This window comes from Moellerella wisconsensis, assembly GCF_022592395.1.
In the GTDB taxonomy this organism is placed as follows: domain Bacteria; phylum Pseudomonadota; class Gammaproteobacteria; order Enterobacterales; family Enterobacteriaceae; genus Moellerella; species Moellerella wisconsensis.
The window spans coordinates 1,083,701-1,104,860 of the sequence record NZ_CP093242.1 but is presented as its reverse complement, the minus strand read 5'-3'; the positions used below and the strand labels follow the sequence as shown (position 1 = coordinate 1,104,860).

Genomic DNA, 21,160 nt, shown 5'->3' with positions numbered 1-21,160 from the left:
TTATTTGGATTTATTGCTGATCTTCTACGTATATTCCTGCTGAGATGACAGCGCCGCCTATTCGCCTTTTCCCATACAGCAAGGGAACAGGTAATCCCTGTGCAGTTGTATTAGTTACCCCGCCAAATGCATAAGATGGTTTATTATCAGGGTCTTGATTCATAGCGAGGCCAGCGGGTTGCGGCGAAAGCATCTGAATAACACCACCGAGCATCATAGTTCCGCCAGCAAGCATTGCATACGCCCCCCATGACTGACCAAAGCCAAGCATTGCGATAGCCCCGACCGAAACGAGAACAGCGCCGAGAATCGTTTGTAGCACTCCAGCTTTGCTTCCAATTATTACAGGAACAATGCGCACCACTTCGCCACTCACGGGAAAACCAAGTTCCTCTAGCCCTATATTCTTTTTACCTCTAAATACAGCATACGTTAGCCCGCGTTGCTTGCTCGTATTTAGATATTGCTCAAAACCTTTAATCGTCTTGCTTAATGCGTGTGCGGCTTCGCTTGTTTTACTTATTTGCCTATGATGGACTTTGCCGAATGTGCGACCTAGTACACCGCCAAGCTCAATGCGAGTCATTATTTCAGTCATGGTAGATCCTTATGTCTAAGTATTTTTATTGTTCGGTCGCGCCAGTACCCACCATATGGAACCCTATTACTAAGCTGACCATACATGTGATGAAGTAACATGTTTCCCTCAAGGATGATTCCGGCGTGATTAGCTACGGGCGCGGATACTTGCATAATGACCATATCGCCAGACTTAGAATTGCCGTTGAACTCACGAAAACCGCACTCATACCAATTGTCAAAATAGAAATTTTCTTCGCCGGACTCCCACCACTTATAATCAACTCGATAATCTTTCAGCTCAATATTGTGCTTTTGCTTAAAGTAAGTCATCACCAAGCCCCAGCAGTCAGTATGTCCGAGCACAAAAGGGCGCCCTATAAGTGGCAGATCACCGCGCGGCTGAATTGTTCTTATGTCGCCATCAGGCCAGCTAACAATATGCCAAGGTACTGAGGTAGTATCACATTGAGCTAAATCTAATTCACTGGGCTGAGTTGTCGCGTCAGGATGGCTATGAACAATCCCTATAACAGTTCCCCAGTCTTCAGCAAGTGCGTAATCTTCAGGGGATAAGCTAAATTGCTCAGTTGGGTTTAATGATAAGTTTCGACAAGGGAAATACTTTTCTACTCGTGATTTTTGGGCGATAACACCGCATGATTCGTTAGGATATTCCGATTCAGCATGACGCATAATTGCATCAAGTGTTTTTTGTCTCATGGTTAACTCCTGATTAAGCTTGTTCCGGGAAAACCACCGAATGGCAGCTGCTCATTTTCACCAAATCGTACTTTGCATCCGGTTGATAGTAAGCCGGAGCACTCATCCTTTGATGGATCATCGACTGGGTTACCGAATTTATCGAAGTATTTGTCACCGGCATAATCACAGCCATCACCAGATCGATATTTGCCGCGAATACACCAAGTGCACATTGAGTGCATTTGTCTTGTTGGTAATTTAAGTCCATCAAGATTCATCGGCGAGGATAAGGTGAACTCGATTTCAGTGTTACTTTCCGCGCTCTTAGCATCGATGTAGTAAACCTTGATCTTCTCTTGCAGAGGATCGGCCTTCTGATTCCCTTCGATAAAGTTTCTAGCGTCTAGATAGTGAGCTAGCGTGTCATGTATCGTTACCTTTGCTTTTAGTAAGTCATCATAAGCTAAGCATAATGCCGTGATAGATGAGTCGATATTAGCAACTGATAACTTTGGCGCTGCACTACTGCCATCCGTTGAGGTGTCAATGCCGGTAACTTGATATGGCCATGCTTTATATTCAACGCCTTGCCACCAAATAGACTTAGCCAACAACTTTGAGTCATCACCATTTGCTGCCGTTATTTCTTCGTGCGAGTGAGGGATATTGTAAGCATGAAATCTCAGAATTTCAGGCACCCCAAACGACGAGCCGTCCACCTCGATCAGTCGTACCCCGCTGCCTGCTTCTAGTTTTTGATAATCTGAATGTAAACTCATGAATTAAAGGCCTGTACAAATGTTGCATTTATCGAAAATCTCGCTGCTGCTTGAGCTATCACCTTATATTCCTCGCATCGCCATAATCCGTTTTCCTCTAGCGGGGGCTTCCAGATAAATGACTTCCAGCCTTCGTGCTCGTCAAAAAAATCCTTAATCGGCTTCATTTCTGCTTCTGTTCCCTCAAATGACAAGCTCCAGTTCTGCGACCGATTATTAAGGCCATCGCCAGATACTTGCGTGTATCCGTCACCGAATTGAGCTTTACGCACGCGAAACGATACGTCAGCTGGGGCTTCAGTGAGCGCCGCCCATATAAATGTTTTCATTGTGATTAACGTCCGATTTTAGCAGTTACAAAATTTGAGATTTTGCCAGATTGCCGAAGGGCTTTATCCAGTTGCTCAGATACAATTTGAATAATTTCATTCTTAATAGCATTAGCGCCGCTTGTTGCGTCATGCGTTGAGCTTTCTGTCTGCTCTTTGCCGCCAATAATAAATGTATTAGTAATTGTGACCTTATTTAAGCCACCGCTAGTGCTGTTTGCAGGGTTTATATACTTCATGGCTATCTGGTCACTTTTTAATGCATTCTGAGGGATCTCTCCTTCGCTCATCATTCTATTGAGATTTTCAACGCCAATTCTGCTTGTTGCTTCTTTGGTGAAAACGAATTCGCCAGCATGAACAATTCCTCGCGGATCATATTTACTGCCATTTCCCGTGTAACCACCCGTTGCAAACCCCGCCATTCCGGCCGCTGACGTTGCCATTATTGACATGGCAATAGGTTGAGTTGCTGCCAGTGCAGTTGCCATAGCCGTTGGAGCTAGAGCAGGTCCTATTAGTGGAATTGCGGCGGTGGATGCGTAAGCATTAAGCCCAGCCATTTGACTCGCAGCCTGAGCATTGGCTCCAATAGCTGTCGTCTCACTTGATTGCGTGGTTTTTGATACTAGTAGCTGAACCGCTTGATAGACAAGCCACTGAGCCGCCATCTGGGTTAATTGTTGAATAACTGCCTGTCCCATGCCAGTCGCCATATCCCGGAATGCGTCACCGACCGACTTGGTGCCATTAATCATATCTGCAAAGCCAGCACTAATTGTACTCGTGGTACTGTTCAGAATATTGGTTACTGAATCAGCGGCAATTTGGTTGTAGTTAGTCGCCTCATCAATATAATTTAATAAAGATTCCTTCATGCCCATTTGCCAGTTTTCACGCAAAGTATCCTGTTCTGCGTGATAGCCCTGCATCATGAGAATGCGCTTATCAAGTTCATTCTTAATAGTCTGAGTTTCTTTTGCGTACATTTCTTTTGTGATGCCAGATGAGGCATCATTATATTGAGCTGTAAGTGCTGCTTGTTTTTTCTGAAACTCATCCTCTACTCGTAACTTTTCCTGCATCCTACTACGTGCCAAATTACCCATACCGGCACCTTGAAGCTCCATGTTATAAGCTTTTTGTGCTTGCGCGGTTTCTTCCATAAGTTGCTTGTTATAAGCGGCAATTTTGACTTCGGCTTCACGATGCTGAATTGTTTTCTCAATTTCCGCATTGCGCTTCATCTCAAGGGTGATCAGTTCGGCATTCGCAAGTAGCGATTTCTGATCTGCGGTGAGGGTTTTCTTAGACTTTATATCGGCGAGTTGCTGCTCCCATTTAACTAATGCTTGTTGCTGGCTACCTAGACTGCCGCTGGTATCTCTCTGCTGAATTAATACCACCTGCTGTTCTTTGAGGCTTGAAAGCATTTTCTGAGCGGCTGATTCTGAGTAAGTAGTGGTTTTGTTTAGCTCTTTTTGAGCTTCATTCTGGCTATAAACTAATGCGGCTAAATCCTGTAAATTGCCTATAGCTCTTTCGTCTGTTTCGCCTGCATCTTCTGCCGCATACTTCGCTTGTAACCTAGCGCGTTCTTCACCTGTTTTCTTCGCTAGTGCTAAATCACGTTCTAATTGCTTCTTAAGCCTTGCACCCCCATCACTAAAATTAATCTGTAATGATGCAGCATTGAATTTGCCTAAAGCATTAGCGGCTGTATTTACATCGAAACCAAAGCTTTTGAATGCTGCAGCGCCATTTGGGAGAGTTGTTTGTGTATGGGCTCTTAATAGGTCAGCACCTTGTTGTAGCGTGCCATTCAAATCAGCTTGGATTACTTTTGCTGTATTTTGTGCTCGGCTTAGATCATCCTTAGCCACAGAAAGACTTGCAGATGCGGCCTCATATTTCCTTTGCGCTCGTTCGGCTTCCTCAACAGCCTTTGTGTGCTCTCTAGTGCCAGCGGTCTCTTTCTCTATCGCTTGAGCCTTACCAAAAGTTCCCCTGAAAGCCTCCGCCTTTGCTTGCTCTGCCTTTCTTATTGCAGACTCTAAAGCGACATAGGAGTTTTCAAGATCACCAATCTTGATAAGCTTTTGCTCACGAGTCATCTCCTTGAGCTTTTCAATTAACCCACTAAGCCCACGCGATAAATCTATTGCATCAGCTTTTGCCTGCTGCATGCTTGTTGCAAATGCATACATGCCACCTGCCGCCAACATAGCTAATCCAACAGGGCCACCAACTAACGCCAAACCGCCCTTAACTAGATTATTGGCAACACTCAACCTGCCCTGCGCTGCTGCTAACTCAGTAGTTGCAACTGTTTCTGCTTTGGTTGCTGCTGTAAGCGCTGCTGTTTGATTAGCTAATTGAGTTTTCAGTGAAATTCGCTGAACTTCTGTAGTCGCGGCCGATTGTTGCGCTTTTGTAGATTCAACTGCTGCAATCGCTGCCGCTCTTTCATTTTGCGCCTGTATCAGTGTGGCTCTTGCGGTATTAACTTTATCAACAGCCAGCTTACGATTCGTTAATGCATTCTCAGCGGCTTTTTTGGTTGAATCATAAATACTGTTAGACAGATTACCAAAGTAACGAGCTGCGCCAATACCAACAATGCCAGTTAATACCGTAGAAACCGAACCAAAGTTATCACTGACCGTTGCCAGACTAGCCGATATGGCACGAGTTATTCCTAAGCTCTGATTAAGCTCACCATAATAAGCTTTTGCCGAGTTTGTAACACGAGTAAGACCATCAGCAACGGTGTTATCCATTGAATCAGCTAGTGCATTGTTGGCATCTTTAGCTGCCATAACAGCATCAGCAAATAACTTAAATGAGATTTTACCGTCTGCTGCAAGCTTCTTGACTTCCATCTCGGTTACTTTAATGCCGCCGTTTTGCTTTTCTAACTGTTTAGCAATGTCACCCAACAAGGTAGGCGTAGCGTTCATTATAGAATTCCAGTTTTCGCCAGCAACTTTACCCGCAATTTGAGCTTTATTTAATGCGTTCTGCATCGATAAAACTTCATTTACACTAGACGCATTGGCAGTCATTGCAGATGAAAGTGATTCAATATAATCAACTGTTTGTGTTGTACTATATCCCAGCTCCTGCATTGAAGAAGCCGCGCCAATATATAACAATTGCGTATCAGCAATATTTTTACCATTGCGATTGCTTATCGTTAAAAATCGCTCTTGGATAGCTGAGTAGTTTTTAATATCGCCTTCAACTGATCTCAAGGCGTTTTTCATACGAGCCGCAACCTGCCCCCACTCATCAACTGTTTTAATCACTATTCCAACCGATAAAGCCCCTGCGGCTGATGTTGCTAATCGTTTAAATGAGAACCCTAGTTCATCAGTAGAGCCAGTGGCTTTTTCACCTTGAGTGGTCAGTCGCTCTAACGATGTTGCGAGTGTGTCTGCACTACGCTTTGCGCCTGTGCTATCTAAAATTATTGCTAGCCTTGATGTCTGCTCTGCCATTTACTATCTCCTAGAACGAAAAAACCCCGCCAATTGGCAGGGTTTATTTGATTTGTTTGTTGGTTGGTTATTTATTAAAAATAACTGTTAGTTGGTGAATATTTCTACTAGGTTCTACCCATATCCATACTTCTGATTTTCCATGACTACTTTCTGATTCTTCTTTTATACTATTGCAACTATCTGATGATTTACATTTATCGGAGATACTAGTTAGTACATCTTGGTTAAAACCTATAGATTTTAAATAATTTATTTCTTGATTAAGCTTATTTTCAAAGTCTTTAAAATCAGGCAGATAATCCTGCCCACCAACAAACATCGACTCCACTTCAAATAACCCATCTTTGTTAAACTTTAATGAATTGTAATAAGAAAGCTCACTAAATGGTTGTTCACCACCGAATACACAAACTGTTTCGTCTCGCTTCTTCTCACAATCACCATCATTAATAAAACTGACACTCTCCATGCTCTGCCCCCACTTCAAGCCGAACGGGGCTTCTGGCTTGCTGTCACAGCCTGTAATCAATACAGCCAGCGCTATTGCTGCTAATGTTCTTTTCACTATGTTACCTATCGATTAGTTCGTTTAATTCATGGTAGCTAATCAGCGTTGCAATTCCTAGCAAACATTAGGTGTAAAAAAACCTGCCGTGGCAGGTTAATTTTCTTTAACTTTTTGATTGTCATTTATTTTACTAAATGCTTTTTCTGCTTTTCTTAATACCTTATACGCTTCTTGCTTCGTGAATTTTTTGTTAATAAAATAATCAGCCTTCACCCTGATGCTTCTTGAAGATATAAGGTAATCTGCTAGAGATTTTGATAACTCAGAATCTATAGCTAATAGTTTTTGTATAATAATTTCATGCGTACCAACGATCCCAGAGCAGTCAATGTCAACATGCTCATCATCTACTATTTCTTTTGATAGATGCAGCATAGAGTAATATGCCATCCTTGCGCAATTTCTATAAGCTAATTCAGGATTTCCATTTATACATGCAACATCAGAATTTCCATCATGCAATATGGATGCAAAATTTAATATCTCAAAAGGAGTTATCATTACTGATCACCTTCATCTACGAATAAGCTATATGTGACTAGAGTTTTTATTCTTGACGGATAATTAAGGTTAGATATCTCCTCTATTAACTCATCCTCAAGACAAATAGCATCATCTACACTAATATTTTCTGACAAAAAGAAAACAAATGAAATGAACTCATGACCATCATCAATATAATTCTCAACATCAAATACAGATATCGGAAGCACACCAAAATCTTCAATTAATCTTTTTGATATTTTTCTTGAGATAATATCCAGCGAATCAATGATGTATGATGATATGCTGGTTAAATCATTTTTATTATTGCACAAGAACCTAAATGTTTTTTCCACATTATCTTCTATGATACTGTTTTTGCTGTACTCTTCTTTGATTCTTTCGTAGCCTTTTAAATCACCAGAAAATAAGTACGATTTAATACCTAACGAAATCATAATTTCGTTAAATAAAGGAATGTCATACTTCTCCAATAAGTTATGAATTTCTCCAAACCTAAGTGAGTTTCCTAAAGCCGTAATTATATTTCCTACCAAAGGCAAAGGCACGCTGTCTTGGTAGCTCATTAAATCTTTTATGGCTTTATTAGCATGATAAAGCAAGCCATCAATATCTGACATGATTGAGTAATAACATGTTAACACTATATCACTTCTATCATCATGAGATTTATTCATAGAATCAATCAATTGAATAGTCTGCGCCATCTCAAACTCAGAAAGCATCCGACCTTCTTCTATGGCCTTATTGATTATTTTGATCACTTTGCTGCTAGACTTCAACGGCACAGGATTGACCATACGAGCCTCATAAATGGAAAATATAGAATTAAATGAAAATATAGTTAGCCAAATAATAAGCCCTTTAGCTATAAATCACAATAATTAAGTCCTTGGCAAAAACCCATCATCGCACCATGCAATGAAATCACTATATCACTTCATTATTATTTATAATAACTTGCCTTGTTATATGAACGGTAAAAACCTCAATCAAGAGGCGCAATGTGTGATCTGGATTACAAGCCCATCCTTGGGCTATGTGAGACTAGAATAACTTAGCTAAGTTAACATCATGAACAGCTTTCCAAGCTTCGGCAGGCCATGATTTTACTGATCCGTACCTATCGTCATGTACTTCCATTGGTGTAACGTCATTTTCCTTGCACCATTTACGTAGTGGTTGCCATTTAAACTTTTTATCGAGCTTCTTCTCTACAGATAAGACAGTGGCATGCTTTTTACTTTCGCCAATTTTTTCAGCTAGCGCATTCTTTTCACGAACAGCCTTTGATGCAGTAGCCATTGCTGTTGCTTGGCGCTTATCACCAATCCACGCTTTGGTTTCTACTGCGCGGTCACGCTCGGCGGCAATTAACGCTTTTTCTTTTTCAGATTGAAGTAGGTTTTCCAAAGCTTCGATATAGTTAACAGGTAAGCCAGAATTTTTACGTGATGAAAAATAGGTTTCTTCCAGCAGTTCGAAATAATCCCAAGCCTGATCTGTCTCTAACATTTTAGCGTGACGTGATGCTCCGCGCTCAGTCCATAGAATTAATTGACTTGTATGTTTACTAACCACATCTCTTAAAGAGTTTAGGTTCTTCATTTGCTTTAGTTCTTCACCATCAATAAGATAATAGTGTTTACCTTCATCAAAACGCATTTTATTGCGATTGAAGTTATTAATTAACTGCTGGGTTGTTGCACCGTAACCAATGGCTAATGATTCAGTAGTGATCACCTTCTGTTGACGGTAGTAAACCTCCGGCACCTGAAAAGAGTTCTGCGTGACAACTGAATTATAATTTGTTAATGTAATTTGACTCATGAAACTTTTCCTTCTGGTTTAGTTTGGGATTGGCCAACAGGTGCGAACTGTTGGCTTTTCTGTTTTAATGACATCCGATATTTCTTTTTTTGTTACCACTAATCATCACTCCTTTGTCTTTACCTTCAAATACTACGTTTGCACCTCCCAGTCTTGAGCCAATATCAAAGTTATCTTTCAATCGGTGTAGCATTTTCTTTGTGTCCATAAACAGCTCTTCAATTTGTACTGCTTGTTTGGCGCTGTTGTGTAATGCATGAATACGAACTTTTGCACCAGTAACATCAAAGCCATCACGCTCTAGTTGCTCAATCAGATCAAGCTCTGGCGCAGGATTTTTGTTGTCAATCAGACTGCTAGGTGTTAGCCATGCATTCTCAAACTTACGGTTATGAACATCAGCAGATTCAATTGGGTAGTGATAATTGGAGGTTGTTACCCTATTAAAATAATAATCCTCCATCACCTCAAAAACGTCCCATGCTTTGTCTGTTTCAATCATCTTAGCGTGCCTAGCCGCACCTCTTTCAGTCCACAAAATAAGGCTCCTTGTCATTGGTGAAATTTGTAGGTTACTTAAAGTACCTCGCAAATTTTTTAGGGCATTGCCAACAACCTTAAAATAATGTTTCCCTTCTATAAAACGATTAGCATTGCGTGAATAATTAACTTTTATATTATTCACCTGCGTCCCATATAATTGAGCTAATGTTTCGCTTGTTACCACAAGAACACCATCATGTATGATTTCTTGTAATGCTTGCACTGAATTGCCTATATCACATATTTTTGCTACATTATTCATGTCTTATGCTCCTTCGCGGGATTGTTTGACAACAAGGCCTTGGTTGTTCGTGCAACTAAGGCTTTACTTTTTTTGCTAGTTCATGCACCGCATTCCAAGCAGACATAACACTTTCTGTTCTTTTTTCTTCTGTAGCTATTTCTTGAGTTGTGAATTCTGTTTTAACTGAGAGAGTTAATACAAATAAAAGCGCATCGTTAAATGGAACTTTGAAAAACTCACCATCTTTTTCGTGCTTACTCAACTCTGATAAAATAAGCTTTTCATTGTCCTTATAATTAATATGCGAGCAACTCACCCATAACCGACCTAATTCTACATCGGTACTTCTTAATCCTCTTTTTAAGCCACTCATTCTTATATAAGGATCAGCGGTGCATCCAATTTTAGTAAATCCATTTGAAAGTTGTAGGATGTAGATATATCCACGCTTGAACTTATCTACCTTTGGTGCATGTTTACTAGAAAAAATTACTGATTCTCCATCAAATACTGAACTCATTACCTTAACCATTTCTACCTCTCTTTTTTTCTATGTTTATCGGCAAGATTACTAACGTATAAACTCTTCACCCTTACTTTCAAAATCCATCACTTTATCCATGATAGTGTCCAGTACACCCTGAATTGATCTATGCGTATTTTTCGCATGGTTAGATAAGAACTCTTCGACCTCAGGGCGTAGGCGGTAACTAATCTGCTTGCTCTTAACTGTATTTTGCTTCATTATTCACTCCATTATGTGTTTTTGAATTTAATATACTCATTGATGAATTATCATCATACTCAAAATTCAAAATGAGTCAATGATTTTTAGGTGTGCATCCATGAATTTTAACGACAGTTTTCCTAGAAGAGTTGCCGCAGCAAGAAACTCACTAGGCCTAACTCAATCTGAATTAGCAAAAAAGGTAGGAGTTGTAACAAGACAAATTGCAGCTTACGAAGGCGGTGAGGCTCGCCCACGCATTAATGCATTGAATAATTTAGCTGCCGCCCTTGGAACCACTCCTGAATGGCTAGCCTCTGGTGTTGGAGAGGCTCCTGATATAGCGAAGGTTAGATCAACTATAACCCTACCATTAATTCCTGTTATCACTTTCGCTCAAGCCGCTAATCTTACAAGTGATTACGATATTATGGGGTATGATTATATTCCTGCCCCAATGATTGCATCAGATTCTGCTTTTGCATTAAAAATAGAAGGTCATTCTATGCAATCAGATAGAGGGATTAGTTTTCCAGAGGGAAGTATTGTTATTTTTGACCCTAGCCTAGAGGCTCACCATAATGATTTTGTCCTATGCAAACTAGATACCTATAGTGAGATAACATTTAAACGGCTAATAAAGGATCAGGGTGAGCTATATCTAGCTCCTTTAAATGAAAGATACCAAATAATACCTATTGGTAACAATTGCACTATTATTGGAGTTGCAATCCAATCAATATATGACCTAACCAAATATGTTCATGAGAACGCTAGAATGGGCACCACGCCAGACTGGATGAGCACGATAAGTGAAAGATTACCAGATTATTTAGATGAACAGCCTTCTCTCTTTGATAGCCCAGACAAGCTAATCGATGAGCAAAAAAAAGAAAAGCCAATAACAAACAAAAAAATTGCCCAACGCTTAAATAAGATAGAATCCATGCTAGAACAGCTACTCAGTAAGAAATAACCACCCAGCCCAAGGACGGGCTCATATCTCACCAAGTGTTATCTCAGCGAGAGTGCAAATTCTATTTATTATCTGATTTATAATTAGTGACACCAATAACACCACCAAAGGGGACCTTCATTACTGCAAATTCAACAGAGCCATAATTTGTCTTTATAATTTTCTTCATGCTTTTATTTTCAAAATCACGACAGGATTTTTTATACTCTGTTAATTGCGTCGTATCGATACCTAGACTTGATAAATAGTTAATCTCTTTAGGTATGTTGCCACAATCACTCTTTTTAAACTCACTCACAGGATATGAGTTCACAACTGATATTAGCTTGTTATTTTTAAACGTCAGCATGGCATTACTAGTCCATGGCATGAAAGGTTCTTGGCCCTCCAGGAAGAAATCTATCTCACACGCTTTATACCCACGCATGCTTTTGCAATTACTTAAATCAATATCTTCAACTTTCTCAACGTCTTCAAAACTTTGTCCCCATTCCAAGCCAAACGGGGCTTTGGCCTCAGTACTTGCCTCTATTGCATACCCATTAAAACAAGCAAGTGTTAATAAACCCGCAATAATTCCCTTTTTCATACATCACCATATTTTAGTTAAGTACGTAAATATTAGGATAGATGCAGATTTCAGGCAATAAAAAACCCACCGGAGTGGGTTAGTTGATACCATTAGTATCCTGGGTGTTTACCGCAGCCGCTTGACAGTATCCAAGATAGAACTAGATGATTTCAGTAGAATCACACAGTAAATTATTCAATTTCATCATGTCATCCTTATGTTGTGCTAGTTTCATCACTATCTTCATGTATGAGATTAAGTTCAGGCTCTTTTTGTGGAGCTATAAATAATATATAACCTTCTCCGGGAAGGGTCAAACCTTCAATTGGAGAAATTATCACTCTCGTATACCCATCTGCATCAACGTATTTATCTGGACGTGACTTGGGACTCCCTACTGAACCCGTTGGAACTATCTTTACGTCACAATTAGTGGATTTGTGTCTTACCGTTAAATGCTGTATGAATTTACTATTATTTACAATAGTAAGCGGGTCGTTAATGATATCTTGCGTTTTTTCGTAATACCTTTCCAGTATTTTGGATTTCCGATCATTTTTTAGATTGATTGTGACAGTAGCGAAGATAAAGTCTTCTCCGTTAATCTTTATGTTTTCCCTTTCAACGCAGTTGCTTATATCTACAATTTCATTGTCCACATAAATTGCCTTTAAATCAGACTGTGTTCTATAAACAATTTTATGGATTATATTAGCGTCTTCTCTATTGTTGTTGATTACAACCCTATGGATAACCCTTTTTTTAATTCTCGCTGTCCTTAGATCGCTTTCTAGTGTTATGTCATATATTTCAGTTGTTTCTTGAAAATAATAATGAATGTCGTCGTTAAAATATCTTTTAAGTATTTCATTGGCCACATCTTTATGAAGATCACCAGCTGTTCTTTGTAGTAAAAAGTGCGTTAGTGTCTTCCATTTACTAACTAGCAAATCTTTCGGGACGCTTTTTTGCGGGGAATAAAAAACATCGTAAATACGGTCTTGGAAAAATTTTGTGTATTGTGACGTCTTGGTTATAGCAAGGAATAATGAACCACCAAGCAACGCCATTCCAAGACTTGAGACCATGGTAAAGAATTTAACCCACACATCATAAGCAATCATCACCTGACCTAAAAACAAGAAAAATATACCAGATAAAGGAAGGATAGCTACCGCATGTAAATCCCACAACTCAAACAACCTAGATAAGGAAAATTTTTTTGCATTATTATTCATAGTAAGTTTTTGATTAACGATATTGTATTTATGGATGTTAATTCATTACAAAAATAATTTAAACTCAATTAATCACATGCGCCAGATTATAACTTGCGCTTAACTTTTATTTATATTCATCAAACCACTGTATACATATACAATGATGCCTACTTGGTGCGCATTGGTACTAGGGCATTGCTGCCCTATTTTTTATCCTTCCTTTCCTGCTCTTTCATCCATTCTTCACGGAATAGATCATCAAGCGCAAAAATAACCGCATCAAACTCTTTGCGGCTTATTGCTGTAGGTTTTGATGTAATATACTGGTCGATGTCGCATAGAGATAATGGCAACGGGCAAGCGGTCATTCCAGCATACCGACGATTACGCCCGATAATACTGTAAGCCATTAAAAGCTGGTTTATAACACCATCAAATTTAGGCGCAGGAATATCGGGAAGTCCTAATTGCTTTCGTTTCCACTCGGCTTTTTCTCCCTGTTGACCACCGAACTCAGAAAGCCACCTCTGAGCGTCTAGTGCTTTTTTACAGTGTCCGCTATTTGTTCAGACTCTTCTTTACTCAACTCAATAGCGGCATTCAAGATCTTCCAATAGAACTCAGGGTGTTGTTTTAGTAAAGTAGCACCACGCTCTGGGGTGTATTCAATTGCGATTTGCTCACCTTTTTCGTTTCGCTCACCAACACCTTGCCAATCTTTCAGTAAGTAACGCGCTGTCGTTGCCATAAGCAAATCATCTGGTGTTTGAGTAATATCGACCTTAGTGATATCAAACTCCGGCGACCCTACATTCATTTTGTTATCAAGTCGGTCAATGTGGCGATAGATTGTTGCACTTGTTGTCTGATAACGCTCATCACCAATAGAGCCTATCAGTAATTTCACGCCTTCTTGTGGCTCAATCCATTTTGTCATTTCTAATTTTGCATCTTTATTAATAATTAACATGTACTTTCCTTAAGCTATAAAAAAGCCCGAATTATCGGGCAGAGATAAACCTACTCTTCATCACCAACTGGCGGAATGCGGGTAATTGTCGGTGGCTTGTCGGCTGCAGTAATGTTGAGCTGCACTTGGATGATGTCAGTGTTACCACCATCCGGCCAATCACCATCGATCTGCACTGCTGGGAATAAAAACGTATAGCCACCTTCAGCATTTTGAAGCGTGAACTCAAATGGAATAGTTTCACCCGTTAGTGTTTTCTTCCAAATTTCCCACGCCGCTTTAGACCATGAGAGCGTAATGCTTCCTGAAGGCGTAAAGGTTGTTGGAATATTTGCGCCGGCAAACGGCGAACCCGTCCCAATACAACGCTGAGTTTGCATGTTGTTATCAAAGCTCAAGCTAAATGAGTCCACACAAAACCCGCTACCGCCCTGAATGCTGTTAAGCTTAAGATTGGTAACTTCCTTGAAGCTATATCTTAGCTTTCCTGCATTATCTACTGGTTCAGTGTGATATTTAGTGCCGTCGCCTTTAGATTCAAAATCCAATCCAGCAAATGTAACAGTGACAGTAACGTCACCGTCAGCCGGTGTCTCAATTTGCATTGCGCCTACCTGACAGCCGCGAGCAATAGATGACACACCGATATCAGAAGCAAAAGTCGCCAGTGAGAATGTAATTCGCTCATTGCCCATTGTTAATAGATTGCCAGCCCACTCAGCACCGAAGCACGATGCAAGAAAATCATCATGCTGAGCATAGCGAAACTTAGCGCCGACATCACCGCCAACGTCAACGGTAGTTAGCGATTTACCCTGCGCCATTCTAGAGCCACCGATTTCATCATTATCTGATGTATTTTGTGTGGGCTTAACACCATAACTAGTGCGCGTTAATAAGCTCCACTTTCCTGACGGCGGAGTTACTCCTGCTGTAGCCTCTCGAATAAAGGCCGTAATAATTTTAGCGCCTGATGACATTTAAGCCCTCCTACAATGCGCGATATGGGATATGTAAATTCATTTGATAAAAACCGTTAACCTCACCACCCTCAACCAAGTCAACTGCGAAATAATCCAGTGATCCATCAGTTTTAAACTCAAAAAGCTCACGCAGTTTATCTGCTGTTTCATAGAGTAATCTCGTGCCTTTACCTAACGCTGAATACAGTCGAATGACAACAAGCCCCCCACGCTGAACAACAGCCCCATTGCCAATTTCTACAGCCCCGCCCATGCTGGAAGTTGCCGTTAATTCAGCCCAGATACTTTTGTTTTTGGTGTCAAACGTTTTATCGTTTGGATAACGAATATCAGATTTAGGAATGGCGGTTTGCGTGGTTACTCGGGTGATGACGGCGTTTCTAATTTCCGTTAGTGTCATCGTCTACTTTGAATCACCTCATGAAATGATGGTGCGTAAATTCCATCTTCTGCCTGCGGTTGTTTTGAAGCGCCATTTTCAAGCTTGATTGCATATGGCAGGTTATTTTGAATATAGAGAATAGTGAATGGCTTTGATTTAGCGATTGCTGCTACGCCTATTCGTAACGTTTCATTACCTGATTTTTCTCTGATACTTTCATCATATTGATTATCAGGCGAGCCCTCACTAACTCGGTGATTGCCTCGAAATGTACCTTGGTCAACAGGCGATTTAAGGATAACCGCTTGAAACATTGCCCCTGCCGTTCGCTTCATCTCAGTACCGACATCATCAGAAACGATATGAGCAAAATTACTGGGTGGGGTACTCCATCCTTTTGCCATTAACCTCCCCTTAACTGAATGTCGTAATGAGCACCAACTGGGTCTATTTGAACAGAGATGACCTTGTAACTCACATTATCTATCGTGATTTCGTGGTCAACAGCAGGTTTTTCCGTGACTTCATTCGCTAAAGCAATTAGCAGCGTGTCATTACTTAAGATATTAATCCCATCAATACGATTCAGGTTATAGTTATCTAAAATGCCACGGCCTGTATATTCGACAGTAATATCATTCCCCGTTTCTGTAACCGGATCCCAATCATCACCCTCGATAACATACGAGCCAGTAAACGCTTTTACCGCATCAGCTAAATCGCTATCAAATGCCTCTGCTAGCTCTTTCTGTATTTCTGACCTCATATTACACCTTCTTCAAAAAAACAACGCTAGGGCGCTTTGAATACGGTTTTATTAGGTCTTGGATGTATTGCTCTGCCGCATTCAATTCATAGCTTCCATCTTGGAATGTTTTACTTACCTCGACAGAGCCACCCTTGACCGTTTTAGCCTTTAACTCCTGAGATTGACCTTGATACAACTGCTTATTGATGATCCCTTTGATAATCTCGTATGAAGCCAGTTTTAATACCACTGGCACATCATCTGTGTCATTATACGGCTTAACGTTTCTTGCAATTAAATACGCTTCACTTTGAGCCAATAGCCGAGCCTTATCACTTTCCGTTTGGCTAGTCCAAGTCTCACCTATTGCCTGTTCTGCTTCTTGTTCAGTGATAAAGGCCATAATTACTACTCCTGAAGAAGAGCCAACAAGTCAGCTTTTTTCGCCTTCGCGTCGAACTCAATACCTTTTTCAGCAAGAATAGCTTTGAGCTCATCAGTTTTAAGCTGACTATAGTCTTGACCTTCTTGCTTCTCATCTGCCTTATTGTTTTCAGATTGAGCAAGCTTTGCAGTCGCCTCTCTTCGCATTCGGTTGAATGATGCTAATCCCATAATTACCTCAAAAAATAGCAGAGCCGAAGCCCCGCCCTTAATTACGCCAACTTGTGATTAAAAGCTACCAAGCGAATTTGTTTTGGCTCGTACACGCGCTCCCAGTTTGTACCGACAGCAAGCCCAGCATTAGCAGGCGCGATACCTGCCGCACCAGCCCATTTCACACCGCGAGGATGTAGAACAAAATGACGGCGGTTAATTAAGATGTCCGTGCCGGCTAATGAGTCACGGTCTGTTTCAACGCCAACCGGTGCACCAACATCTTGGAAACCAATTGCGCCCGCACCAAATAAGTAGGTTGTATAAACACCTGCTGCATGCGGCATTCCATCATCAACAATGACGCGTTTATCCATGAATGTGCGATACATAATCACACCGTCAGCATCACGGATGGTTTCGATTAGGCCATCTTTAGCTAGCTTGGCCATTGTTGCCGAGTGCATAGCAACTGCGGTTAACTTATCAACTGAGTCGCCGAGCTTATAAGCCGCATCAACGAAAGATGATCCACTAATAACCGCTGCGGCGTCAGCCTCAGTTGAAATATCAAGCATGTTTCCCGTCATTGAGGTTGCACCAAATACACCTTTTAGTGTTCCTAGTGTCATTTTTTGCATTTCTCGCGCCCAGTAATCAGCCGCTAAATCTGCAATCGCCCCCATAGGATCATCACCAGAAAGTGCTTTAGCTAAATCATTTACCCCCCAAGCCTTGCCGCGAGCATGCAGAATAGCTAAGTCTTGTGCTGCGGTGATAGCATTGACAGTTAACGCGCCAGAGTCAGAAAGCACCTCTGAATCGCCGCTTAAGTCATTCCAGAAAGGTAGGTTCGCAGTCGTACCACCTTTAGAGCCGAATGCAATATCAACATCCAACTCACCAACCACGCCGGAGCCCCATAATGCCGATTTCTCAGCAGTTTTATTAATCACGTACTGAGTAAATAACTCAGGTACGATTACGTCGGAAATTTTAGTATCAGCCATCTAATAGCCCTTATTTTTTCAAATTATGTTTTACAGCAAGTTCGTTGTATTGCTGTGGATTGGTTACTTTTAGCGCACCAAGCTTGGTCAAATTAATTGAGCCATCAGGGTTAGTGACATCAGTAGCCCCTTTGCCTTTCTCACTGCCATGAGCACCAGTTCCCTGAGCTACAGGCCAGAAGTACGGTTTGCTTTCACGGATAGTTTCAACCCACTCCTTAGGAGTAAGTGGAGTTTTCCCGTCTTTACCGATAATGACTTCGCCATTTTCATCAAGCGCAACAGCGTTGCCATTGTCATCTAGAGAAAATTGAGACTGAGCCAAGAAAGCAATGTCACCTGTAGCCTCTTTCAATACGCCATTCTCAATAGCCGCCTGAACAATCTGGCCTTTGACTACGGACTGACGAAATTTGTTAGCGTAGTTTTCAGCCTTGTCAGCTCGTTTTTTTTCAGCAGTGAGTTTACTTTCATAGTCATCACGTAAACGCTCAGTGCGCTTTTGAATGACTTCATCTAATTTGCCCTCGGCAATTAATTTAGATTCTTCATCCATATTTGCTTTTGATAACAAATCTTTCACTGCCGTTAGATCGATGCCGCCAAGCTGGGTTTTCAGCGAATCTAGTTCATCTTTCAACCCTTTGTTTGTGCCAAGCAATTCATCACGCTTAGACTTTAAGCCAGCAACCTGATCGCTCACTGCTTTATCAATGATGACTTGCATTTCAGGTGTGATGGTTGTACCACCACCGCCTCCTCCTTGTGACCCATCGTCAATCTGTGAGTAATATTTTCGACCAATATTCATAAATAACATGTAGTTCCCCTTGGGATTTGATGCGCCTAGCGCGTTGAATTAACTCAGCCCTAAGCCGAATTTAGTAATAAAAAAGGCCACCGAAGTGACCTTGTTGATTAAATATTGCTATAAGCCAAGTTCCTCGAACGTCTGCTTATCCAATAGTTTTAATTGATTGAGTGTGTACATCTTGCCTTGTGGGTCTACGAACCTATCAATGTCATAATTGCCGTTTTTGTATAGCTCATAACGATTTTTACCCAGCCATTCTTTTTGAAAGCTAGTAGATTGATTACCAAACCATGATGAGTAATCTGTATTCGAATTAACTTGCCCGATTACACCATCGCGATCATCTTTAGGTATTTTGCTCACTGGCCTTGTATCGGCGACAAATGGGCGTCTGCCGATTAAATTACCGTCTTTATCGCAGCCTACTAAAATAGTGCGGCAGTTGGGGTGATATGGTGGGCGAGAGAATGAATCACTGTGATGATAGACTTCACCATCTTTCGAAGCGCACACCTTACTTGTTCTGCCGTCTAATGTTGCAACTACTTTCAAGTAGTCATACCCGAGTTGAACAAAAGTATCTTCAACGACTTGATTGCTTACGTGACTTCGTATCGTTCTCACATCACGCTCTATAGCGCTTCGTGTCGAGTTCAATATTCCATCTTGATAGTTGAGCCGCTTAGTGCCTTTAATGCGTTGTACTATCTGCTGAGTTGTATCGCCGTTAGTTATTCCACTGCGTATTGCATATTCAACGCGTTGCTTTGCGTCATCAGCTATCTTTGAAAACAACTCATCAACTAAAGCGCCACCAGACATGGGAATATTTTTAGCTTTAGAATAAAGCCTTTCGCCCGTTATGACTTTTGCCAACTTTTCGCCTGCCAACGCTGCGGTATAGCCTGTTTCATATGCGGATAATGTTGCGGCACTAGTTGAAACGCCTTGCTGAGCCTCATCTCTCATAGAATCACGCCAGCCATTAATTAACTCACGGACACGCCTCAATTCAGGTGTGGTATATTTCCCACCGCTTAGCGCGATGAGTTCCGAATGACTCAAATTATCAAGATAATCACGCAGCTGGTTAAGCATGTCGCCCGACACGATATTAAACTCACGAAGAATTTCATTAATATTTTGTGATGATGCGCGGTACAAATAAGCTTGATGCCGAGTAATTGCGTCTAGGAAAGCTAAGTTAAGTTTCTTCTCGCTCATAGATAACCTCGGTTACAGTGCCATCATTCTCCGCTTCAACTCGCAGTAATTCCTCTTTATAGTCAATATCTGGCAATTTCCCAGTGCCAATATATTCCCAGTAAGTTTGGAATGAGTTTTTCCCAGCAAGTGCGCCCTCATAAAGTTGCTTGGCCAACTCGATATCATACGTCGAATTATTAAAATCAGGCTTCACGGTAAATACGTAATCATCAAATGGAAGCTTCAACCACTGAGCCATGTATTTGATACCTTGCTCAATAGCCTCTGCTGCACAAGTGACAATACTGTGTAAACTTGCATGCTGATCATCTTGCCTTGCACGCCTAGCCTCACCAGACTCTTGCGCTCTCGTATCGATAACCTTAGCGCCTGCCTCTAGCGCTGCGTTCTTTTGCGCGTCCATCTCAACCTTTGTTTTATCAATGCCAGTGCCCGTGATTTCTAAGTAGCCACACTCTGAGTCTTTAGGTAGTAACCATGCAGCCATAACGCCCGTTACTGTTATATCGTCACCATCACTCAAATTAGATACCCACGGCTGAGGATGAGCTGTGTGATGCAAAGATTGATAATAATCAGCACTTAATTGATATGACTTAAGAGCAGCTTTAGCCATTGTTAGCAATGGGACGGTGCCAACATCAGAGGCGTTATCTGTCGTGCCGCAGAAAATAAATGGCGTGAAGGTTAATAAGTCACTACCTAAGCTTGGTGTTCGATCTTCAATGGAGCCCCCATCATAAAGACTAACAACTAACTTGCCGTCAACCAGCTCAAGCACACGGTGAACTGTCTTAGTGTCATGCCCGAACTTATCTTCGCTATTGCTGAATTGCTCTTCTAGCACAACGAGATTTAAATCTTTGCGACCACCGACGCTATTTTCTTTCCAGTTAATAATTGAAAGTGCGTCATACAGTGCAAAATAGGGAATGCCCTTCTGATCAACATCAATAAGTAATCCACAGCGACCATATTCCAGCAAATTAAGCACTACACGAATGAATAATTGCTTTAAACCAAATCCGTCACTAGTCGCGTTTTCTTCTAATCCTTGTAACTGCTTATTTGGAATGCTAATTTCTGGCGCGAGCTTTGAGACTAAGCCGATCATTGTTCGGAGCGAATCCTGCACCCACAAAGGATACTGTGCGCGGTTAATGTAGCCTTCGTAGATTTTCTTTGCGCTATCACCCAGCTTTTCCGCTTCAACCATTCCGGCTGATTTGGGTAGGTAGGCTTCACCTGATTGCTTTATCTTTTCTTCGCCGGCTATAGCATCTTGCATAATTTGCCAGCTATTTTTAGCCGCGATATATTGCGGATGTTTGTCTGTAACTGCCATATTTCA

26 protein-coding genes and 1 pseudogene are annotated in these 21,160 nt (G+C 41.2%); 1 reads left to right on the top strand and 26 read right to left on the bottom strand.

Going from position 1 to position 21,160, the window contains the following annotated elements; translation table 11 throughout:
* Positions 1 to 10: 10 nt before the first annotated feature.
* The 12 genes and pseudogenes from MNY66_RS04910 to MNY66_RS04855 all read right to left on the bottom strand — a co-directional run bounded on the left by MNY66_RS04910 (position 11) and on the right by MNY66_RS04855 (position 10,329).
* Positions 11 to 598 carry a tail assembly protein gene (locus MNY66_RS04910; protein ID WP_241501563.1) on the bottom strand — a complete coding sequence of 196 codons (588 nt, stop codon included), beginning with the start codon at positions 596 to 598 and terminating at the stop codon, positions 11 to 13.
* Positions 595 to 1,302, bottom strand: coding sequence for a C40 family peptidase (locus MNY66_RS04905; RefSeq protein ID WP_241501562.1), 708 nt, complete (start codon positions 1,300 to 1,302; stop codon positions 595 to 597). Before MNY66_RS04905 ends, MNY66_RS04910 begins: the two co-directional genes overlap by 4 nt.
* 2 nt (positions 1,303 to 1,304) lie before the next feature.
* A complete protein-coding gene (locus tag MNY66_RS04900) occupies positions 1,305 to 2,063 on the bottom strand; it encodes a phage minor tail protein L (RefSeq protein WP_241501561.1) in 759 nt (252 codons plus the stop codon).
* The gene (locus MNY66_RS04895; protein ID WP_420915522.1) at positions 2,060 to 2,398 is read right to left on the bottom strand and encodes a phage tail protein; all 339 of its coding nucleotides are present in this window, start codon (positions 2,396 to 2,398) and stop codon (positions 2,060 to 2,062) included. Before MNY66_RS04895 ends, MNY66_RS04900 begins: the two co-directional genes overlap by 4 nt.
* Complete coding sequence (locus MNY66_RS04890; protein ID WP_241501559.1) at positions 2,398 to 5,892, bottom strand: tape measure protein; 3,495 nt, start codon at positions 5,890 to 5,892, stop codon at positions 2,398 to 2,400. Before MNY66_RS04890 ends, MNY66_RS04895 begins: the two co-directional genes overlap by 1 nt.
* A 67-nt stretch (positions 5,893 to 5,959) precedes the next feature.
* Positions 5,960 to 6,460 (bottom strand): hypothetical protein, encoded by a 501-nt coding sequence (locus MNY66_RS04885; RefSeq protein WP_241501558.1) that lies wholly within the window; start codon positions 6,458 to 6,460, stop codon positions 5,960 to 5,962.
* Positions 6,461 to 6,556: 96 nt separating this feature from the next.
* Positions 6,557 to 6,964: a hypothetical protein gene (locus MNY66_RS04880; protein ID WP_241501557.1), complete on the bottom strand. Its 408-nt coding sequence runs from the start codon at positions 6,962 to 6,964 to the stop codon at positions 6,557 to 6,559.
* On the bottom strand, positions 6,964 to 7,767 hold the full coding sequence (locus tag MNY66_RS04875; RefSeq protein ID WP_241501556.1) for a hypothetical protein: 804 nt from the start codon (positions 7,765 to 7,767) through the stop codon (positions 6,964 to 6,966). Before MNY66_RS04875 ends, MNY66_RS04880 begins: the two co-directional genes overlap by 1 nt.
* A gap of 247 nt (positions 7,768 to 8,014) precedes the next feature.
* Positions 8,015 to 8,797, bottom strand: a complete 783-nt coding sequence (locus MNY66_RS04870) for an ORF6N domain-containing protein (protein ID WP_241501555.1) — start codon at positions 8,795 to 8,797, stop codon at positions 8,015 to 8,017.
* A 439-nt stretch (positions 8,798 to 9,236) separates the two neighbouring features.
* A pseudogene (locus tag MNY66_RS18025) lies at positions 9,237 to 9,602 on the bottom strand (ORF6N domain-containing protein); the annotation flags it as partial.
* A gap of 55 nt (positions 9,603 to 9,657) precedes the next feature.
* On the bottom strand, positions 9,658 to 10,116 hold the full coding sequence (locus tag MNY66_RS04860; protein WP_241501553.1) for a GIY-YIG nuclease family protein: 459 nt from the start codon (positions 10,114 to 10,116) through the stop codon (positions 9,658 to 9,660).
* Between the two features lie 39 nt (positions 10,117 to 10,155).
* The gene (locus MNY66_RS04855; RefSeq protein WP_206226884.1) at positions 10,156 to 10,329 is read right to left on the bottom strand and encodes a hypothetical protein; all 174 of its coding nucleotides are present in this window, start codon (positions 10,327 to 10,329) and stop codon (positions 10,156 to 10,158) included.
* 100 nt (positions 10,330 to 10,429) lie between these two features.
* Between MNY66_RS04855 and MNY66_RS04850 the strand changes: the two genes are divergently transcribed.
* On the top strand, positions 10,430 to 11,287 hold the full coding sequence (locus tag MNY66_RS04850) for a S24 family peptidase (RefSeq protein ID WP_241501552.1): 858 nt from the start codon (positions 10,430 to 10,432) through the stop codon (positions 11,285 to 11,287).
* A 61-nt stretch (positions 11,288 to 11,348) separates the two neighbouring features.
* On the opposite strand, the gene MNY66_RS04845 is transcribed toward MNY66_RS04850, so the two are convergent.
* The 14 genes from MNY66_RS04845 to MNY66_RS04780 form a co-directional block, all read right to left on the bottom strand.
* Entirely contained in the window at positions 11,349 to 11,876 is a 528-nt protein-coding gene (locus MNY66_RS04845; protein WP_241501551.1) for a hypothetical protein, read from the bottom strand.
* 197 nt (positions 11,877 to 12,073) lie between these two features.
* Positions 12,074 to 13,096: a hypothetical protein gene (locus tag MNY66_RS04840; protein ID WP_241501550.1), complete on the bottom strand. Its 1,023-nt coding sequence runs from the start codon at positions 13,094 to 13,096 to the stop codon at positions 12,074 to 12,076.
* 185 nt (positions 13,097 to 13,281) lie between these two features.
* Positions 13,282 to 13,488, bottom strand: coding sequence for a hypothetical protein (locus tag MNY66_RS04835; protein WP_241501549.1), 207 nt, complete (start codon positions 13,486 to 13,488; stop codon positions 13,282 to 13,284).
* A 125-nt stretch (positions 13,489 to 13,613) separates the two neighbouring features.
* The gene (locus MNY66_RS04830) at positions 13,614 to 14,048 is read right to left on the bottom strand and encodes a hypothetical protein (RefSeq protein ID WP_241501548.1); all 435 of its coding nucleotides are present in this window, start codon (positions 14,046 to 14,048) and stop codon (positions 13,614 to 13,616) included.
* A 50-nt stretch (positions 14,049 to 14,098) separates the two neighbouring features.
* Positions 14,099 to 15,028: a phage tail tube protein gene (locus MNY66_RS04825; RefSeq protein ID WP_241501547.1), complete on the bottom strand. Its 930-nt coding sequence runs from the start codon at positions 15,026 to 15,028 to the stop codon at positions 14,099 to 14,101.
* Between the two features lie 10 nt (positions 15,029 to 15,038).
* Positions 15,039 to 15,431 (bottom strand): phage tail terminator-like protein, encoded by a 393-nt coding sequence (locus tag MNY66_RS04820; protein WP_241501546.1) that lies wholly within the window; start codon positions 15,429 to 15,431, stop codon positions 15,039 to 15,041.
* On the bottom strand, positions 15,428 to 15,817 hold the full coding sequence (locus tag MNY66_RS04815; RefSeq protein WP_241501545.1) for a hypothetical protein: 390 nt from the start codon (positions 15,815 to 15,817) through the stop codon (positions 15,428 to 15,430). The genes MNY66_RS04820 and MNY66_RS04815 overlap by 4 nt, the downstream gene beginning before the upstream one ends.
* Entirely contained in the window at positions 15,817 to 16,179 is a 363-nt protein-coding gene (locus MNY66_RS04810; RefSeq protein WP_241501544.1) for a glutamate 5-kinase, read from the bottom strand. The genes MNY66_RS04815 and MNY66_RS04810 overlap by 1 nt, the downstream gene beginning before the upstream one ends.
* Before the next feature lies 1 nt (position 16,180).
* Positions 16,181 to 16,564 (bottom strand): hypothetical protein, encoded by a 384-nt coding sequence (locus tag MNY66_RS04805; protein ID WP_241501543.1) that lies wholly within the window; start codon positions 16,562 to 16,564, stop codon positions 16,181 to 16,183.
* A 5-nt stretch (positions 16,565 to 16,569) separates the two neighbouring features.
* Positions 16,570 to 16,776, bottom strand: coding sequence for a HeH/LEM domain-containing protein (locus MNY66_RS04800; RefSeq protein WP_241501542.1), 207 nt, complete (start codon positions 16,774 to 16,776; stop codon positions 16,570 to 16,572).
* Positions 16,777 to 16,817: 41 nt separating this feature from the next.
* Entirely contained in the window at positions 16,818 to 17,768 is a 951-nt protein-coding gene (locus MNY66_RS04795) for a major capsid protein (RefSeq protein WP_241501541.1), read from the bottom strand.
* A 10-nt stretch (positions 17,769 to 17,778) separates the two neighbouring features.
* Positions 17,779 to 18,588: a hypothetical protein gene (locus MNY66_RS04790; RefSeq protein WP_241501540.1), complete on the bottom strand. Its 810-nt coding sequence runs from the start codon at positions 18,586 to 18,588 to the stop codon at positions 17,779 to 17,781.
* 108 nt (positions 18,589 to 18,696) lie between these two features.
* Positions 18,697 to 19,806, bottom strand: a complete 1,110-nt coding sequence (locus MNY66_RS04785) for a minor capsid protein (protein WP_241501539.1) — start codon at positions 19,804 to 19,806, stop codon at positions 18,697 to 18,699.
* Positions 19,787 to 21,154, bottom strand: coding sequence for a DUF4055 domain-containing protein (locus MNY66_RS04780; RefSeq protein ID WP_241501538.1), 1,368 nt, complete (start codon positions 21,152 to 21,154; stop codon positions 19,787 to 19,789). Before MNY66_RS04780 ends, MNY66_RS04785 begins: the two co-directional genes overlap by 20 nt.
* Positions 21,155 to 21,160: the final 6 nt, after the last annotated feature.

What these genes read in the sequence shown, in the direction of transcription:
- MNY66_RS04910 (WP_241501563.1), bottom strand. Translation starts at nt 598, where the DNA reads ATGACTGAAATAATGACTCGCATTGAGCTTGGCGGTGTACTAGGTCGC.
- MNY66_RS04905 (WP_241501562.1), bottom strand. Translation starts at nt 1,302, where the DNA reads ATGAGACAAAAAACACTTGATGCAATTATGCGTCATGCTGAATCGGAA.
- MNY66_RS04900 (WP_241501561.1), bottom strand. Translation starts at nt 2,063, where the DNA reads ATGAGTTTACATTCAGATTATCAAAAACTAGAAGCAGGCAGCGGGGTA.
- MNY66_RS04890 (WP_241501559.1), bottom strand. Translation starts at nt 5,892, where the DNA reads ATGGCAGAGCAGACATCAAGGCTAGCAATAATTTTAGATAGCACAGGC.
- MNY66_RS04880 (WP_241501557.1), bottom strand. Translation starts at nt 6,964, where the DNA reads ATGATAACTCCTTTTGAGATATTAAATTTTGCATCCATATTGCATGAT.
- MNY66_RS04875 (WP_241501556.1), bottom strand. Translation starts at nt 7,767, where the DNA reads ATGGTCAATCCTGTGCCGTTGAAGTCTAGCAGCAAAGTGATCAAAATA.
- MNY66_RS04870 (WP_241501555.1), bottom strand. Translation starts at nt 8,797, where the DNA reads ATGAGTCAAATTACATTAACAAATTATAATTCAGTTGTCACGCAGAAC.
- MNY66_RS04860 (WP_241501553.1), bottom strand. Translation starts at nt 10,116, where the DNA reads ATGGTTAAGGTAATGAGTTCAGTATTTGATGGAGAATCAGTAATTTTT.
- MNY66_RS04855 (WP_206226884.1), bottom strand. Translation starts at nt 10,329, where the DNA reads ATGAAGCAAAATACAGTTAAGAGCAAGCAGATTAGTTACCGCCTACGC.
- MNY66_RS04850 (WP_241501552.1), top strand. Translation starts at nt 10,430, where the DNA reads ATGAATTTTAACGACAGTTTTCCTAGAAGAGTTGCCGCAGCAAGAAAC.
- MNY66_RS04845 (WP_241501551.1), bottom strand. Translation starts at nt 11,876, where the DNA reads ATGAAAAAGGGAATTATTGCGGGTTTATTAACACTTGCTTGTTTTAAT.
- MNY66_RS04840 (WP_241501550.1), bottom strand. Translation starts at nt 13,096, where the DNA reads ATGAATAATAATGCAAAAAAATTTTCCTTATCTAGGTTGTTTGAGTTG.
- MNY66_RS04835 (WP_241501549.1), bottom strand. Translation starts at nt 13,488, where the DNA reads ATGGCTTACAGTATTATCGGGCGTAATCGTCGGTATGCTGGAATGACC.
- MNY66_RS04830 (WP_241501548.1), bottom strand. Translation starts at nt 14,048, where the DNA reads ATGTTAATTATTAATAAAGATGCAAAATTAGAAATGACAAAATGGATT.
- MNY66_RS04825 (WP_241501547.1), bottom strand. Translation starts at nt 15,028, where the DNA reads ATGTCATCAGGCGCTAAAATTATTACGGCCTTTATTCGAGAGGCTACA.
- MNY66_RS04820 (WP_241501546.1), bottom strand. Translation starts at nt 15,431, where the DNA reads ATGACACTAACGGAAATTAGAAACGCCGTCATCACCCGAGTAACCACG.
- MNY66_RS04815 (WP_241501545.1), bottom strand. Translation starts at nt 15,817, where the DNA reads ATGGCAAAAGGATGGAGTACCCCACCCAGTAATTTTGCTCATATCGTT.
- MNY66_RS04810 (WP_241501544.1), bottom strand. Translation starts at nt 16,179, where the DNA reads ATGAGGTCAGAAATACAGAAAGAGCTAGCAGAGGCATTTGATAGCGAT.
- MNY66_RS04805 (WP_241501543.1), bottom strand. Translation starts at nt 16,564, where the DNA reads ATGGCCTTTATCACTGAACAAGAAGCAGAACAGGCAATAGGTGAGACT.
- MNY66_RS04800 (WP_241501542.1), bottom strand. Translation starts at nt 16,776, where the DNA reads ATGGGATTAGCATCATTCAACCGAATGCGAAGAGAGGCGACTGCAAAG.
- MNY66_RS04795 (WP_241501541.1), bottom strand. Translation starts at nt 17,768, where the DNA reads ATGGCTGATACTAAAATTTCCGACGTAATCGTACCTGAGTTATTTACT.
- MNY66_RS04790 (WP_241501540.1), bottom strand. Translation starts at nt 18,588, where the DNA reads ATGTTATTTATGAATATTGGTCGAAAATATTACTCACAGATTGACGAT.
- MNY66_RS04785 (WP_241501539.1), bottom strand. Translation starts at nt 19,806, where the DNA reads ATGAGCGAGAAGAAACTTAACTTAGCTTTCCTAGACGCAATTACTCGG.
- MNY66_RS04780 (WP_241501538.1), bottom strand. Translation starts at nt 21,154, where the DNA reads ATGGCAGTTACAGACAAACATCCGCAATATATCGCGGCTAAAAATAGC.